11 protein-coding genes are annotated in these 14,274 nt (G+C 54.2%); 1 reads left to right on the top strand and 10 read right to left on the bottom strand.

Annotated elements, in window-relative coordinates:
* The first annotated feature begins 614 nt into the window (after positions 1–614).
* The gene (locus KDC22_RS01930; protein ID WP_211721898.1) at positions 615–2,879 is read left to right on the top strand and encodes a TPM domain-containing protein; all 2,265 of its coding nucleotides are present in this window, start codon (positions 615–617) and stop codon (positions 2,877–2,879) included.
* A gap of 368 nt (positions 2,880–3,247) precedes the next feature.
* Here KDC22_RS01930 and KDC22_RS01925 read toward each other — a convergent pair whose 3' ends face one another.
* The 10 genes from KDC22_RS01925 to KDC22_RS01880 all read right to left on the bottom strand — a co-directional run bounded on the left by KDC22_RS01925 (position 3,248) and on the right by KDC22_RS01880 (position 14,193).
* Complete coding sequence (locus tag KDC22_RS01925) at positions 3,248–4,036, bottom strand: formate/nitrite transporter family protein (protein ID WP_173135060.1); 789 nt, start codon at positions 4,034–4,036, stop codon at positions 3,248–3,250.
* Between the two features lie 335 nt (positions 4,037–4,371).
* Positions 4,372–5,466 carry a toxic anion resistance protein gene (locus tag KDC22_RS01920; protein ID WP_173135063.1) on the bottom strand — a complete coding sequence of 365 codons (1,095 nt, stop codon included), beginning with the start codon at positions 5,464–5,466 and terminating at the stop codon, positions 4,372–4,374.
* 13 nt (positions 5,467–5,479) lie between these two features.
* Positions 5,480–6,205, bottom strand: a complete 726-nt coding sequence (locus KDC22_RS01915) for a hypothetical protein (RefSeq protein WP_211721897.1) — start codon at positions 6,203–6,205, stop codon at positions 5,480–5,482.
* 29 nt (positions 6,206–6,234) lie between these two features.
* Complete coding sequence (locus tag KDC22_RS01910) at positions 6,235–7,296, bottom strand: ATP-grasp domain-containing protein (RefSeq protein WP_173135069.1); 1,062 nt, start codon at positions 7,294–7,296, stop codon at positions 6,235–6,237.
* On the bottom strand, positions 7,293–8,129 hold the full coding sequence (locus KDC22_RS01905) for an HAD family hydrolase (protein WP_211721896.1): 837 nt from the start codon (positions 8,127–8,129) through the stop codon (positions 7,293–7,295). Before KDC22_RS01905 ends, KDC22_RS01910 begins: the two co-directional genes overlap by 4 nt.
* Positions 8,126–9,280 carry a cysteine protease StiP family protein gene (locus KDC22_RS01900; protein WP_173135075.1) on the bottom strand — a complete coding sequence of 385 codons (1,155 nt, stop codon included), beginning with the start codon at positions 9,278–9,280 and terminating at the stop codon, positions 8,126–8,128. Before KDC22_RS01900 ends, KDC22_RS01905 begins: the two co-directional genes overlap by 4 nt.
* Positions 9,277–10,572 (bottom strand): phosphoribosyltransferase family protein, encoded by a 1,296-nt coding sequence (locus KDC22_RS01895; protein WP_211723860.1) that lies wholly within the window; start codon positions 10,570–10,572, stop codon positions 9,277–9,279. Before KDC22_RS01895 ends, KDC22_RS01900 begins: the two co-directional genes overlap by 4 nt.
* Positions 10,573–10,648: 76 nt before the next feature.
* Positions 10,649–11,857, bottom strand: a complete 1,209-nt coding sequence (locus KDC22_RS01890; protein WP_173135078.1) for an HpcH/HpaI aldolase/citrate lyase family protein — start codon at positions 11,855–11,857, stop codon at positions 10,649–10,651.
* Between the two features lie 236 nt (positions 11,858–12,093).
* Positions 12,094–12,837 carry a TerC family protein gene (locus KDC22_RS01885; protein ID WP_211721895.1) on the bottom strand — a complete coding sequence of 248 codons (744 nt, stop codon included), beginning with the start codon at positions 12,835–12,837 and terminating at the stop codon, positions 12,094–12,096.
* A 27-nt stretch (positions 12,838–12,864) separates the two neighbouring features.
* Positions 12,865–14,193 carry a TerD family protein gene (locus KDC22_RS01880; RefSeq protein ID WP_173135084.1) on the bottom strand — a complete coding sequence of 443 codons (1,329 nt, stop codon included), beginning with the start codon at positions 14,191–14,193 and terminating at the stop codon, positions 12,865–12,867.
* Positions 14,194–14,274: the final 81 nt, after the last annotated feature.

Below are 14,274 nucleotides of genomic sequence, written 5' to 3'. Positions count from 1 at the left end.
AAGCATGAGTACCGTTACGACCGCCTAAAGGGCTCAGACCCGTGGACAAAGCACTGACGGACTCCATCTCCTTGATAGGTGTAACGAAGGAATGTAAGGGCATCGACCCGTTGAGACATGGGAGGGTAAACCACAAGGTTAAAGATGGAGCATGCAAATAAAGGGATTTAATGGGAATTGTCTTGTGTCCCCTTATTTGGTTATGCCCGTACCGCCACCTTAACCCCCACCCGCTCTGCTTCGTTACTGCATTTGTATTCATAACGAATGAAATCCTGCGAATTAGCGAGCTAGCGTAAGAAAACTGAATCATAAGGAGGGAGGCGGTCGCTACCGCTCCTACAGTTCCAAATTTCCCCTCCGTTTCTTTTTGCTTCGTTAATTCTTTAGTGCCTCTTATATAGAGAGCACATACAGAGCCGCATCCCTTAATGGGGTGCGGTTTTTTTGATGGGCAAAATCTTTTCCACCTGCCCTTTATCCGGTTAATTCCCGGGCGCCTGCATCTGCAGCCCTCAGAATGTGTAATGATATAGTATAATGATCAGCATACTATAACGACAATAGCCTATAGATCGGAGTGTGTCAGATTGAGAAAAATCCTCTCTTTAGTCTTGATATTATCCTTACTGTGGATACCCGGGGTCTATGCTGCCGATATTCCCGCACAGCAGGGAGCCATTACAGATGAAGCCCGGCTGCTCACAGCCAAAGAAGCCGATAACCTTACCCGGATGGCTACTACAGACCGTTATACCTTCCATGTCTTAACGATTGATTCACTGAATGGGAACAATTCGTCCAGTTATGCGGCGGATGTATATGATACCTGGGGGCTGAAGACCCGGGACATTCTGCTTCTGATTGCTTACGGAGATCAGCAGACGGAGATTAGCTTCATTAACCGGGATCTTCAGAATGCACTCGATACCTGGTCGAAGAAACAGGGCGGTGCTACGGGCAGCGCAGCAATCAGCAAGGTGCTGGAGACCTATTTCAATCCTTATGCCAGAGACGGCGATATTGCCGGAGGCATCGGCTCCGTAATTCAGGAGCTGCAGGCCATAGGCAACAGCACGCAGAACGGCACAACTGGCGGTGGTACGGCTGGTGGTGTCCAGACAGGAACGGGTGGGGTTAGCGGCAGCAGCGACGGAACGCGCAGCGGCTTCCCTCTCTTAACCCTCGCAGCTGTCGTTGCCGGTGCTGCCTTGCTGCTGCTCCTGCTGTATGTACTGATTACCGGAATGCGCCGCCGCCAAGGGCTTGTTAAGCAGCAGGAGCAGCTGGCAGACCTGCTGGTGCGGGCGAACCGTGCCTTGGAGTCCCTTCAGCCTTTTCAGGGAATCGTACAAGGCAAGACCGGAGAGCTGGTGGAGGGCATCTCGAAGCGCCTCACCTCCCGGCTGGTGGAAATCTCAGCGCTGCAGACAGCCGGGCAAGGACCATTGCCGCCGTTCTACCGTTTGTCTGCACTCAAGGCGGCGGCAGAGGAGCTTCAGAGGGCAGAGGGGGAATTCCGCGTCTCCCTGGAACAAGAAGAGAAGAACATCGCGGTCATTAGCGATGCTGACCGGAACGTCAAACAGCAGATCACCGAGCTGAAAGAGGATGCGCCGGAGCTTGAGGGGCAATTGCAGCAAGCTGCCCAAGAGACGGGCTATACGCTACAGGAGATCGCCGAAGATCTTCAGGAGCTGGCTGAGGAGACAGCCAAAGCTGATCAGCTGGAGCTGTTCGACCCGATTGCCGCGCAGGAGATCACTGAAGAAGCGCAGGAGCGGCAAGAGCAGATTGAGCAGGACTTGCAGGATGTGGATGCCTATCACGATAAGCTGCAGGCTTTCCCGGGTGTTCTGGCTGCAACCCGCAGCCGCATTGCCGGATTGATTGACCAGCATTCCCTGCACAACATGAAGGTCAAGCCTTATGACAGCCTGGAGCAGGCTTCCGCTGCCGCGAGTTCCATGGAAGCGCCGCTGCACAGCGGCGATATGGACGAAGTGCGCCGGACCGGCGCTGCACTGGATGCGCTGCTCGCCGAAGCCGTGGCTATGACGGAGCGCCAGGCTATGATCCGGCAGAATAATCTTCGAGACCTGGAGACTGTGCGCAGTAAATGGGGAACGCTGACCCAGCAGCGCAATGACCTTCAGAGCAGGCTTGCCGGGGCGAAGAACCGGTTCGCCCGGCAGCATCTGGACAGTCTGGAACAGCTGCTGGAGCAGACCGGCGGCGCACTGCGGCAAGGTGCGGCTGAGGTGCCGCAGATTGAGACCTGGACCAGCGACGCACGCGGGGAGTATGACAAGGCCCGCAGCGGACTCGACGGGCTGCTTGCCCTGCAGGACGAGACGGAAGGCAGCTTCAATAGTATCGGCGGAAGTCTGGACGCTCTGGAGGAACGTCTGGATAGCGTAAGAAGGCTGTTCAACGAGGGGCAAAGCCGGGTGGATGCCGCGCACAATCTGCTGCATAGCAGAGGTATTGCCTCGCAGAGCCGCTTCCAGCTATCCCTGCTGCCGGAGTACGGCGAGCTGGAGCAGCGTCTATCCTCCAGTCCATACGATCTGGATGAACTGGAGAGCACCGGGCGCTCCTATGCTTCGCAGATTTCCTCCTTCGTGGAAGAAGCGAACCGCTTGGTCCGTCAGAAGGAGGAAGCTGAACGCGCAGCCAGGCTGGCCATGATGCGGGAACAGCAGCGCCGGGAGCAGGCCCGCCGCCGGAATTCCTCCGGGGGCGGGTTCGGCGGCGGGCGCTCATCGGGCGGCTCCTCTTGGGGCGGCGGTGGCGGTGGCGGTGGCGGGCGCTCATCAGACGGTTCTTCCTGGGGCGGCGGCAAGTCCGGCCGCAGCTCGGGCGGCTCCAAGTGGTAGCCGGATGCCTGGCGGGAAGTCCTAGTTTGCAGGCAATCTGCTACCGGAGTGCATTACGACAGTATAGTTAAATAGACTCAAGTAGACGCGGAAAGTTTATTCAAGTGGAAATTGTACATCTAATTTGGCGTGCTGGGACACTTACAAAAAAATAGTTGGAAAAACAACACTTCATCGGTCCGATTCCCGCTAAACTTCTAGGGTTCGGTCGATTAGGTGTATTTTTTCCAACTGCTTATCCGTAACACTCTATTTTGGCAGAATTAAATGCCTTTTTTCCAACTGCTATGTTCGGAGCCGCCCTGTCCGTTCTCTTCCCTCTCGACCCGGATAACGACGGCCACAGGCGCAAGCAACCCTGCGCCTCCTTAGTGGGACTCCTCATCCAGGAACGGCTTGTTCACATAGTAATACATCACGCCCATCAGCACACCGCCGCCGATGAGATTGCCCAGCGTAACCGGGACGAGATTATGCACAACGCCTCCCCAGGAGATAGTGCCGGGGTGATCCAGGACGAGGGCAATCGCGAAGGTACACATGTTGGCAATACTATGCTCATACCCGGAGATGAAGAAGCAGAATACGAATAGAACCATGGCGAACATTTTGGCCCCGTCGTTCTTCATCGACATCGGTACGAAGAATGCCAGGCACACGAGCCAGTTACAAAGAATCGCCCGGAAGAACAGCTGCATCGCCGGAGCTTCCATCTTGTGGGCAACCACATTCAGGAGGAACCCGTTCACCGACGAGTCATAGAACAATCCGGTCAAAAAAATAAGCAATGCGAAGGCCGTTGCCCCAAGAATGTTGCCCAGGTAGCTTACCACCCACATCCGCACTACCTCGGTCCATGCCATCTTGCGCCGCAATGCCGCATAGGTGTAATAGAAGGTATCCCCGGTGAATAAATCTCCCCCGCCGTAGGAAATCAGGATGATGGCTGCGCCGAACGTGATCGCAGCCATCGGATAAGTCATCGGCGATTGTTCCATGTAGAAAAAGTTGCCGGTCTTAAAGGCTACGATTACGCCGAATCCGATAAACATGCTGGCGAGCATGGCTCTGGCAATATACCGGAATACGCTTTGCCGGAAAATTTTCTGTTTCTTAAGTGCCAGCTTCTCCACCTGCAGCAGTGCCTCGTTCTCCATTTGACCTCCGTCTTCGCTTCATATTTTCAGTGATACGGAGACTGACAGGCAGCCTCCAGGTTATTATACCCAATAAACCACTGGAAATTGCTTGAATCACAGCGCGTCAAAAATGTATGGAATCCGTGCACTCCCCGCATCCGCATCACAGGCTATTCTCATCCGGATCATTCAGCCTGGCGATAGCTTCCGCTTTCTCACTGCTGGCTACGACGATGAGCACCACTATCAAACACCCCAGAATCATCCGCTTATCCCCTCTTTCTCCATAGGTCGCCTTAGTGACAACTTATGTGGAAGAGTGGAGCAATATGAATGGGGGACGAATCAAACCATCAGTTCAAAAAGCTGCTCAGCCCGTTCTCCGCCTGCTTCAAGGCCTGCGGCTGCGATCCCTCATTCAGTCCCAGCCGGTTGTTGAGCTGAGTGTTGATGGTCGTCATTTTGGACGTATAGTCCTGACAGCTCTCGATAATCCGCCGGTTGGATTGCTCCGAGGTATCCAGAGCACTGAGCAGATCGCCAATGGCCTGATTGACGGCTTCGAGCGACATGGACGGCTTGGAGAGCAGCTCCGTGGTCTTCTCGGTAGTCGTACGCAGCAGCCGTGCATTCTCCTTGAACTGATCTTCGATGGTCTTGTTGGTAGCTTCTACCGCATTAATGACATTCTCCTGATCGGCCAGGGACATGGCAATCATCGCCGAGACGGTGATCAGGTTAGAGGTCTTATCAATGGCATTGTTCACGGAATCAATCAGCTTGTCGTTGTTGTCATTGATGATATCCGTTGCGGCAATCGCCTGATTGTAGAGCAGAATCATCTCGGTCATGGACTGAATCCGCACCATCACCTTGCGCAGTCCCCGTTCCAGGTACGCTTTGCGGAATTCGTTCTCCGGCTTGGCGATCTCTGCCTCGAACAGCTCCTTCAGCTTATTGCCGAAGGCAATCTTCGTTTGCAGGTTATAAATCTCCTCCATCGAGGTCCGCTTCAGCTGGCGCATATTGACGATGCTCTCTTCCAGCGTATCGCGGCCGTCCCGCAGACCGGTGATGATGGCATCAATGTTGGTGCGGACAGACTGATATTTGTAGACGTAATTCTTGAGCGGACTCTTGCGCAGCATTTTGCCGAAAAAGCTTACATTCTTGCTCTGCTGGAGCGTCTCGCACTCATTACGCAGCTTCATGATCATATTCGGCACTTCCACCCGCTTGCCGCTCATCAGGTCATTGACCGGACGATCCAGCAGCTTCAGGGTTTGCCCTGCCTTCTCCTGCGTCTTCACTCCAAGCTTGCCGATATCGTCCATCAGGGAATCCAGGGCTACGGTGTCTGTCTTGGCTACCTTCTCAATCAACTGGGAAGCTTCCTCTACGACCTTCTGTTCATCTTCTTTTCTCAGCTCGATCAACTGCGTGGACATGGTTCTCCTCCTCCTATAGTTCGGAACTGCTATAACGCTGATGAATCAGTTCCGCCTTGGTCTGAAGTTCCATCAGGTCTTTATGTTCGATCGTAGACGCAATATCGGATATCTTGGCATCGACATCGCGCAGACCGTTCAGCAGCATTCTCCGGTTTCTTGTCTTGGCTTCACCGCCCAGGCGCAGGAACGGGTTGATAACACCATTGAGATCCTTCAGCACCAGCCTGCGCACGGTATGGTTGATATCGCCGTTGCCCAGCTCCTGCAGCAGCGGAATGACGCGCTGCAGCCTGGCGAACAGCGCCAGCGACTTCTCGACAATCTCATTGTCCAGTGTATCCTTCTGCCCTTCGGAGATAATCATGTCCTCCAGGATGCCCAGATACTCCACCACCGGAGCGAACTCTGCTCCGATCCGCACTTCCTCCCTGTGCCCGGCTCCCGCCTGGGCCAAAGGGGCCTGTCCTGCTGCGGCGGGCAGACCTGCTGCGGCTGCGGCACCAGCCGGTGCCTGAGGTGCTGCTGGCGCAGCCGCAGGGATAGCCTCCGGCTCTTGCCCGGCAGGAATAACCTCTACCGGGAGATTCACTCTGCTGCGCCTGAACTCGGGCACCGCAAGCGCGGCTCCGATCACAGGAAACAGCAGCGAGACCAGCTCAGGCAGGAATCCGCCGGTCAGTACGGCTACGACATAACCGGCACCGGCGTAAGCCAGTACCTTGAATTTAGCTTGCATTCCTCTCACCTCTTATGAGCGTGAATGCTTCACGCTCCATTCACAGAATCCGCAACTACGGATTCTCCGTTTATTTTCATAATCAGCGGCTGCTCGACATGGCTTGCCAGGACGTTATGCTCGAACCCGGCAGGCTGAACCTCGCCGCCGAGCGCGCTTTTGACCGCCAGATAAGGGAAGTTGATCCCGGACAGACAAGTGACATGCAGACCGCCGGACATCCGCGGGTTAATCTCCAGCAGCTTGGGAACGTCACCGCTGTATTTCATCTGGATATTGAAATTGAAGGGAATCCGGTAGGTCTCAGCCACCCGGCGGGCCACCTCCGCAAGCTCCGGAATATGCTCCATCAGCCGCAGACGGCCGCCAGCCTTACGGCGGGGTACTGCGGCCAGCAGGCTGCCGTGCTCATCCGACAGGCAGTCAATGCTGTATTCGTAGCCCTCCAGAAGCTCCATCACCATCAGGTTAGGGAAGCTTCCGGCATCCGCAAGAATACGGTAGGCCTCCTCGAAGGAGATCAGCGGTGTCACATGGCCGAACAGCTCCTCCAGAGGACTGCGGTCATTATCTATAATCCGGAAGCCGAGGCCGCCTTCTGTTTCGGTAGGCTTGAAGCAGACCTTATGTCCTTTGGCAGCGAGATCCTCATAAGCTTCCCTGAATTGTTCCGCATTACTAACCACATGATAATCTGGAATCGTCATAATCCCGGTAGCCTTCACACTCTCATAGAACTTGCCTTTGTCCATGATCATCTCCAGCAGGTCCAGATCACGGCAGACCAGCACCTTCGTCCCGATGTCATCGAACAGGGAAGCATGCAGGGCAATATCCAGCATATGCAGCCGGGGGATGAAGAGATCAATCTCATTCCGGCGGCAGAAATCCACGCAGAACTGCACATATTCGATGCCTTCAAGCGCAGGCTCGGTTCCGGCCACATCTGCGCCTTGCAGCGACATATGGTGGATATCCGGATGGGTGGCGAAGATTTGAACCGGGAGGCCGTCTTCATTGCTCCGGATGAGATTCATGTAATGATAAGCCACGGAGAACCAGCGGTTGAAATATATATTTACTTTTTTCATGGTGGTGGGCCAACTCCCAATGCTGTCAAATTATTATAGATCCTTTGAACATATTGCATAATCTCATCCCCGGCAAAAACACCCGATTGCTCCGTAAATGGATACTCTAAGTTTACTAGACCTGCCTGCTGCTCGGCAAATATTTCTCCGTGACAGGGGGCAATGGCATAGTCTGCGGCGGCCAGCAGGCTTTTATCCAGAAGGGAATCGCCCGAGGCCACCATCGGCTCCGAATGAACTGTGCGGCGGACATGAAGAATGGCATCGCTTTTGTTCACAGCCTCCGGCACAATATAGAGCTTGCGCCCCTGCAGGGATACCCTCCAGCCCAGATTCTCGAGCCGCTGCGCCATACGGCTAATCTCATCCAGCGGCAACGAATCACGGTGCACGAGGAAGGTGTAGAACAGTTCATCACAGTACCGTTCGCTGATAATCCATTCTGCCCGGACCACGGAGCGGACGATCCTTCCAGCCTCCTCAGCCGGAGCCGAACCACGCTCCACCAGACGGCCGACCGCCGACCGCCAGTCCTGATCGAGCACCCCGTTCACAAGAATATTCCCTCCGTTGCTGGTAATCGCGTAATCCGGAATGACCGTCTCCTGGAACAAGTTGATCCGCCGGTATTGTGCAATGGTGCGGGTAGTCACCGGCATGAACACAATCTTCGCCGCAAGCTCCTTCAGCCTGTCCAGAGCGTGCTGTGAAATATAGGAGACCGTTCTGCCGTCTACAACCTCTGCGGGCACCAGGCCGGGCGTATCTTCCGGAACTCCTATCGCGCTAAGAGAATAGATCAGGGTCCGATCCAGATCGCTGGCGTAGATCATTCACTCTCCCCTTTCAGCGGCTTGATGATTCCGCAGCAGGAGTACGTCAGGCCCGGATAGACCTCTACTGGTACGCCCCGGTCTTCGGCCAGCAGCAGGATATGCCGCAGGTTGGGATTGTCTATCGTATCGACAAGTATTTTCCAGGGTACTCTTCGCAGGAGCACGCGTGTGGTCTCGCCAACGCCCGGCTTCACCAGATTGATATTATCAATGCCGAAGGCTTCCTGAATACTGCGGATATCCGCCAAGCCCTGCCAGGTAATCTCCGGCGGATGCTCACGCATCTCCTTAGCCAACCGGTGCGCCTCTGCCGCGACTTCAGGGAAATACGGGACAATCGCATCAATGAATACATTGGACAGATCACTGTCCAGCCATTCCTTGTAGAATTTGGCTCCGTGGAATTCCTCCGGCCCGATCAGATCGTCACGCAGCACGGTGCGGCTCATCAGACCGGATACGGTAGAGTTCAGGCAAGCGCTTGGAATCAGATAATCCTCCCGGGTACCGAAGGTTCCCGAGCAATATCCTGGATCAGCGAGTACGGCCAAATCATCATTCAGCGTAATGCCATATTTGTTGTACATGCTCTCACAAGCCTCGATCAATACCTGCCGGATAGCTCCCTTGCCGGTCCAGCCGTCAATGAATTGCAGCTCGGCATCCCTTCCGTGCTGCTGCAGCATATACAGCACTGCATTCTCATCAATCCCCTTACCGCGGATAATCGAGATGCTATAATGCGGCAGATCCGCTGCATATTGCTCAAGAATATAACGTTTGATCAGTACGCCAATAGGGGTACCTGCTCTCGCCAGGGAGACCAGCACGGTCTTCGCGGTCCCCCGCCGGGCTACGATCATCTCCGATACAACCGCCACAGCCAGCGCCACCTTCCTGGCGGTATGCTGCAGCGTATCATGGAATAATTCGATATACTGCTCTGTCGGCTGGTATTCCACAGGAAGCATCTCCGAATAATGCACTCCCGACTGGATCGCTTCCTCCCGCTCGGCCGTTCCCCGCTCCAGAGACACATCGCTGAGGTCCTTCAGCAGGAAGGTAACATCGGAGGCAGGGTAGCTGCCCAGCGGAACCGGAGGGGTTATTCTTCTATTCCTAATCGCTTCGGTCTCTATTCCCTTCATAGCCGTGAGCCTCCCGTGTCTGGTTCTGGGGTGAGTATAACAAGATGTACCTTGTTGCCCGCCAGCCGCTGTAAAATATCCGTCATCGGCTCCATACGCTGCCGGGGCACCTCACGCTCAAGCAGGACGAAGATATCATCATACTGGCCAGGTTCAACATTATAGATGAAATTCATAATCTCCGTATCTCCTGCGGACGGATACGCGGCGGCGCTGTGCACACCGTAATCCGCCCGCCGTTCCGGATGGATCGGGCTGCGGGTAGAGGACTGATGAGATACGCCTTCACCCATCTCCGCCGCAATCCGCATCGGCAGGTACATGAACTCGCCTACTCCCATCACCAGGGCACGGGAGCCTTCCCGCAAGTTCCGGAGCTGCTCTGCCACGCGGCTTACACCGGCATCAAGCTGCACATTATCCTCTGATTTCAGGCCAAAGCGGCCGCTGAGCTTCAGATATGTCGCCGGATTGATCACGCCTTGTGCATCCACAGAGGTTACAGGCAGCCGTTCCAGGCCATCCCGCACATAAGTGGTTACAAGCTCTGCACCTCCAGCGGAGGCTTCAGCCGCGCTTCCGGCCGCCGCCTGCAGCAGCGGCGTTCCCTCAACCTGAATGCTTCCCTGCAGCAGGGATAGTGCGGTAATCCTTATACCCAGCTCCTGCTCCAGATCATGGTAAGCCTGAATATTGCGGGCACTCCGCCAATCGAGCAGCGATGCCACTACAAATTCCCTGCGCGGGAATTTGGACTGGATATCCCGGATGATATTAATCGCCGTATTCCCGGTCGTAATCTCATCATCCACCAGTACAATGGGCTCCGTTCCCGATAACAGCTTGGCATCCAAGGCGTAACAGAAATGATCTACCGCATGGGAATGCTCCTCTTCAAAGGTGACCACCGATTCCAGTTCAGGAATATTCTCACGCGTAGTATGAATATAGGACGCTCCGCCGGCGAACACATGGTACATGCTGTGGCCCAAGGCGGTAGCGGTTTCGGCGAACCCGATGAATAGGGCCGGCTGAGGCAGAACCAGACGCGCAGCAAGCAGCGCATGATAGGCCTCTTCGGCACATTCAGGATGAATCAGGCCATGGACAGCCTGATTCATCAGCTGGTCCATCACTTGCCGGTCAGCGGTATCCGCACACTTCTCCAGATACAGCAGCAGGGCAAGCGCCGCGCCGCCAAGCAGCGGTGTATAAGGCCCTACGGGAATATGCTTCCCCAGCACTTTGCTGACGAACAGAAAAGAGCGTTTCTTGTTAATACGTGCGGCCATGGAGAATAAGGAGTCCACGGGCATATGAAAGGGGTTGGAGGTCTCGGTTACCGTAACCTGCAGATTCTCGACGATATTAAACGTGTGTATATTCGTTCTCGGGTAGTAATCCGACAAAATGCTGTTGTTCATGTAACACCCCGTATATTTGAGATCGTAATAAGATTCGTCTGGCCCAGTTCAAATGAGGCTTGATCTCGTTCATTTTGTTGTAATATTCGCTCTTGAACACTCCGCGGCTGCCATCGTTGCTGTCTACAATACTTAAGGCGTCCACATATTCCTCGTGCATCACGGTATACATCGCCTGGACGGGTCTGAGATGGGAGGGATGAATAATGGTTTTACCCACAATCCCGTTCTCCTTGTCCAAAATCACTTCCCGGATCAGCCCGTCCATTGAGCTGGAGATAAAATTATTGCGCATCTCGCGGCCATGCTTGCCATAGGTATCCTCGAAGGGGGTCTCACGAAGCTGCGGGCGGAGTACCCGGTGCCCTTTGCTGGCGAAGTATTCCCACACGGGTCCCGAGATGACATAACCCTCCTCCACGCGGCCAAACACATTAATGATATCCGACATACAGTCACGGATCGGCGTCAGGTCATAGATACTGATATCCGGGCTGCGCCGCAGTCCGAACAGGCTGGAGAAATCCGTCGCTCCGATCCGGACATTAAGCACATATTCGCGGTATTGCCCGAGCAGATCCCGGATCGCCAGCAGACTGTCCATCCGGCTCTCCCGGTAGATGATCGGAGCATTCTCCAGAATCGGCATCCCGTATAGCACCGGAGCCGAATAACTCCGCGTGTGATTGTAATCGGCAATGGCCTCGAAGTATTCTGTACCATTCTCTACGGAGAACTTGGGGAATACGAAGCCGGTCAGCATGGTTATTAAAGAGCCCAGCCGAAATATCAGCTCCCGCAGCTGCGCCGGGTTACGGACACGGATGAATAACAGCGGAAGGCTGCCGTGCGGCTCCGGTTCATTCTCGGTATAAGCGGAGAGAAAGGCCAGATGTCTTACGACAGATTCTTCGGCATAATCCACTTCACCGTCACCTATGGCATCCTCCAAATCTATAATTACCGTAACAAGCCCCGAAGCTCTCAGCTTAATGATATCTTCAGCGACACTGGAGCGGGTGGCAGGCATATAAAGGGCAGCTCCGACGGCATAAGCCAGTAAATCCTTGCGGGTAGTATGATCAAATGAAACCGGCGGAACATGGAATAATGAAGACTCCTGTTCTTGCGTGAGGTAATCGAAATATCTCAAGGCCCTTCCCCCTTAATGATGTGCCAAGCACCTAACGAATAGCCATTTGCAAGCAAGCAGAACCAGCGATGCCGTCCTCTCGGGGACGGCATCCGGCTTGCTCAAGACCCAGGCAAAGGCCATGCTACAACATATAACGATTACCCGGAAGCACGCCGGAGTCCACCCTTCCCGTGAACTCCCCGCCTTCCTGTACAGCTATACATATGAACTTATGAATCAGGTTTTTAGATGGTTCAGGCTTTGCGGTTTTCCTCTTTTTTGCGTTTGCTTGCGCTGTATAGAATAGTACCCGCAAACACCGCAATCAGAATCCCGAAGAAAATGACATGCGGCAATTCATAGCCGAAGGCTCCGGCAAGCATTTTACCGGCAATCAGTGCAATAAGCAGAAATGCCGTCTGTTCCAGTTCAGGATATCTGGCAATCAGCTTGAGGAACACCTGTGCCACTCCGCGCATCATCAATACGCCGAGGATACCGCCCAGGAAGAGCACCCATACTTCACTGCTAAGACCGAATGCAGCTACCACGCTGTCAATACTGAAGGCAATATCCATTAATTCAACCAGGAGTACCGTCTTCCAGAATGAGGCGCCTTTATTCTTAATCTCTCCCTCTTCTCCGCTGCCCTTGAACAGCCCTTTGTAGGCAATGTAGAAGAGATACAAGGCTCCAAGCACCTTAACCAGCGTGAACTTGACGAGATAGGTCCCCAGACCAATGGCCAGGAATCTGAATACGTAAGCACCGATAATACCGTAGAACAACGCCTTACGCTGCTGCTCCTTCGGCAGGTGCTTAACCATTACCGCCAGTACAAGCGCGTTATCAGCGGACAGCAGACCCTCCAGCAGAATCAGGCTTCCGATAATCCCCCAGCTTACAGGGTCGGAGAGCGTTCCTGCAATATCACTCCATGAGAAGAAATGCCCGTAATTCTCACCGATACTCCTAAAAAAATCACTGAACCAGTCCATTCCACTTGCGCCTCCGGTAAAATAAGATTATTTACTGCCCGCTACCCAGCGGAGCCCCCAGCCATAAGCCTCATCCATCTCCCTATGACCGCTGAAATATTGCACGAGCCGTTCAATACTGAAGGTCTCATTGTCCACATTCCGGATCAGCGCGATGGCGCACATGCCCTTACGGTTGTTATGCTCGTCCAGATTAACGATAATATCCGGTCCTCCATCCTGCTTCAGGGTAACCACTCCATCCGCCTCAGACCAATGGGTAACTCCTTTGTAAATAAAGGCAAACACCAAAATTCGCTCAATCTGTGCAACCTTACTTCCGTTTATACGCAGATTCTCGCCGGATGTTACGGAGCCGGTCCGGTCATCTCCATCGAGCATGATGTAAGGCTGCTGCTGCAGGTTGCCGAACGCATTGCCGAGTGCCTGCACCACTCCCTTACTGCCGTCCTTCAGTTCATACAGACAGGCAAGATCCAGGTCCACCCCGCCCTTGTTCCGGCTGAACAGCCCTCCGCCCTGCTTCTGGTTCCAGTTCAGGTTAATCAAGAGCTCACCAAGGCCGGAAGCGGATTTCTTCAGGTTGATGGAATCGCCCTTCTTCTTCAGCTCAATCTTCTTCAGATTGAGATTCAGTCCCGGCGGCGGCGTCTCCTGCTTAGGCGCAGGTGCTGGCGGGGGAGGAATCACAAGCGCCGGCCTGGATGGCTCCACCCGGGGCGGCGGCACTTGAAGCGGCGTACGTTCCGGCGGCGGAGCCGCCTTCTCAGGCTGCTTCGCTGCGGAAGAGGGGGCAGGCTCGTCCTCCACTTCTATGCCATAGTTGCCGCACAGCGCCTTAAGTCCGCCTGAGAAGCCTGCAACAATCGCACTGAATTTCCATTCTTCACCGTATCTATATAATTCTCCAACCACAACAGCCGTTTCTACAGAGAACTGATTTCCGAGGTTACACCGCAGAATTTGCGACCCTGTCGCCTGATCCAGGACCCGGCATTCCGCCTCGCTCATTTGTCCGAACATTTGCTTGCGGTTCTCGCCATCATACAGGGTAAGCGTGAAGGCAATCTTCATGATATTGGCAGGAATCTTATCCAGCGAGACTTCAAACTGCTTCAGTCCTCCAGAAGCCGTACCCGGCACATCCTTATATCTGATATAAGGGGTGGACGGGTTATTATAGAAGATCAGATCATCGTCACTATTTACTTTGCCTTGCGCCCCAAGCAGGAAGGCAGAGGCATCAATATCCATGGAAGACGGGGCCTTCCACCCGATCTCTACAGTCACACTGCGGATTCCCGGGTTCCCTTTGGTCAGGTCGGCTTTCTGCCCTTTGACTACTTCTGTATTCATTCTTACGCCACCTTTATAAATGGATAAGAGCGCAAATTACTAGATTTTGTGTATAAAAAGGGCAGGATCGAATGATGATCC

Origin of the sequence: Paenibacillus tritici, assembly GCF_018207515.1 — a bacterium.
In the GTDB taxonomy this organism is placed as follows: domain Bacteria; phylum Bacillota; class Bacilli; order Paenibacillales; family Paenibacillaceae; genus Paenibacillus_AQ; species Paenibacillus_AQ tritici.
The sequence above is the reverse complement of the archived record's forward strand: the minus strand, read 5'-3'. Positions and strand labels throughout refer to the sequence as shown.

What these genes read in the sequence shown, in the direction of transcription:
- KDC22_RS01925 (WP_173135060.1), bottom strand. Translation starts at nt 4,036, where the DNA reads ATGGAGAACGAGGCACTGCTGCAGGTGGAGAAGCTGGCACTTAAGAAA.
- KDC22_RS01920 (WP_173135063.1), bottom strand. Translation starts at nt 5,466, where the DNA reads ATGTCCACGCAGTTGATCGAGCTGAGAAAAGAAGATGAACAGAAGGTC.
- KDC22_RS01915 (WP_211721897.1), bottom strand. Translation starts at nt 6,205, where the DNA reads ATGCAAGCTAAATTCAAGGTACTGGCTTACGCCGGTGCCGGTTATGTC.
- KDC22_RS01910 (WP_173135069.1), bottom strand. Translation starts at nt 7,296, where the DNA reads ATGAAAAAAGTAAATATATATTTCAACCGCTGGTTCTCCGTGGCTTAT.
- KDC22_RS01905 (WP_211721896.1), bottom strand. Translation starts at nt 8,129, where the DNA reads ATGATCTACGCCAGCGATCTGGATCGGACCCTGATCTATTCTCTTAGC.
- KDC22_RS01900 (WP_173135075.1), bottom strand. Translation starts at nt 9,280, where the DNA reads ATGAAGGGAATAGAGACCGAAGCGATTAGGAATAGAAGAATAACCCCT.
- KDC22_RS01895 (WP_211723860.1), bottom strand. Translation starts at nt 10,572, where the DNA reads ATGGCCGCACGTATTAACAAGAAACGCTCTTTTCTGTTCGTCAGCAAA.
- KDC22_RS01885 (WP_211721895.1), bottom strand. Translation starts at nt 12,837, where the DNA reads ATGGACTGGTTCAGTGATTTTTTTAGGAGTATCGGTGAGAATTACGGG.
- KDC22_RS01880 (WP_173135084.1), bottom strand. Translation starts at nt 14,193, where the DNA reads ATGAATACAGAAGTAGTCAAAGGGCAGAAAGCCGACCTGACCAAAGGG.